The organism is Pseudomonas sp. B424 (assembly GCF_055408345.1).
Genome location: NZ_JBUZTL010000069.1, coordinates 1 through 1,189, shown reverse-complemented (window position 1 = coordinate 1,189; position 1,189 = coordinate 1). Strand labels below are relative to the sequence as shown.

The window sequence follows — 1,189 nt, the reverse complement described above, 5'->3', positions numbered from 1 at the left end:
CACCATTGGTGTGAACGAGTCGAGCGGTACTGTTTCGGCTGTAGCGCCAGATGATGTGTACAAAGGCGACCAGACTGTTACGACCGGCATCGAAAAAGTCACCGGTGGCGAGCACTTTGAAAACCTGGTTCCAGGTACTGACAAAGTCACCACCGTGGTGACGGATACCCCAGGTACTGATAACACCACTACTGTGACCCTTTCGGCTCCGACTGAAGTGAGTGAAGGCGGCAAGATTACTTACACCGCCACCTTGAGCAACAAGGCTGACACTGACGTCACCCTGACGCTCGACAACAAACAAACCATCACCATCAAGGCCGGCGAAACCGTTGGTACTGTGATTGTTGATGCTCCAGGCGATGACGTGTTCATCGATAAGAGCACCCAGACCGTCCAGATCACCGGTACTGAAGGCGGTAACTTCGAGAAGCTGGTGGTTGCTGGCGACGGTGCAACGACGCAGATCAACGACACCATCGACAAAGTTGATGTGGTGCTGACTGCCACCAAAACTGTCGGCGAAGGCGGCGAGATCGTTTACACCGCCACCCTGGTCGACAAGGACGGCAAGCCAGTCACCAACACCACTGGCCCGCTGACCATCACCCTCGATAACAAACAGGTCATCACTATCGGTGTGAACGAGTCGAGCGGTACTGTTTCGGCTGTAGCGCCAGACGATGTGTACAAAGGCGACCAAACCGTTACTACCGGCATCAAGGAAGTAACTGGCGGCGGGCACTTCGAAAATCTGGTTCCAGGCACTGACAAGGTCACCACGACTGTCACCGACACACCGGGCACCGACAACACCACCACCGTCACCTTGACCGCGCCAAGCGCCGTCAACGAAGGCGGGAAAATCACCTACACCGCTACGCTTTCTAATAAAGCGGATACCGACGTCACCCTGACGCTCGACAACAAGCAAACCATCACCATCAAAGCCGGCGAAACCGTTGGTACCGTGATTGTTGATGCCCCAGGCGATGACGTGTTCATCGATAAGAGCACCCAGACCGTCCAGATCACCGGCACCGCGGGTGGCAACTTCGAGAAGCTCGTAGTCGCTGGCGACGGCGCAACGACGCAGATCAACGACACCATCGACAAGGTCGATGTGGTTCTGACCGCGACTAAAACTGTCGGCGAAGGCGGCGAAATCGTTTACACCGCAACTTTGGTT

At 55.7% G+C, this 1,189-nt stretch carries 1 protein-coding gene; it reads left to right on the top strand.

Annotated features, from left to right (window positions below; translation table 11 throughout):
• Window positions 1–1,189 (top strand): immunoglobulin-like domain-containing protein (locus ACZRMS_RS26255; RefSeq protein ID WP_463997641.1); only part of this gene is annotated, 1,189 nt, incomplete at both ends.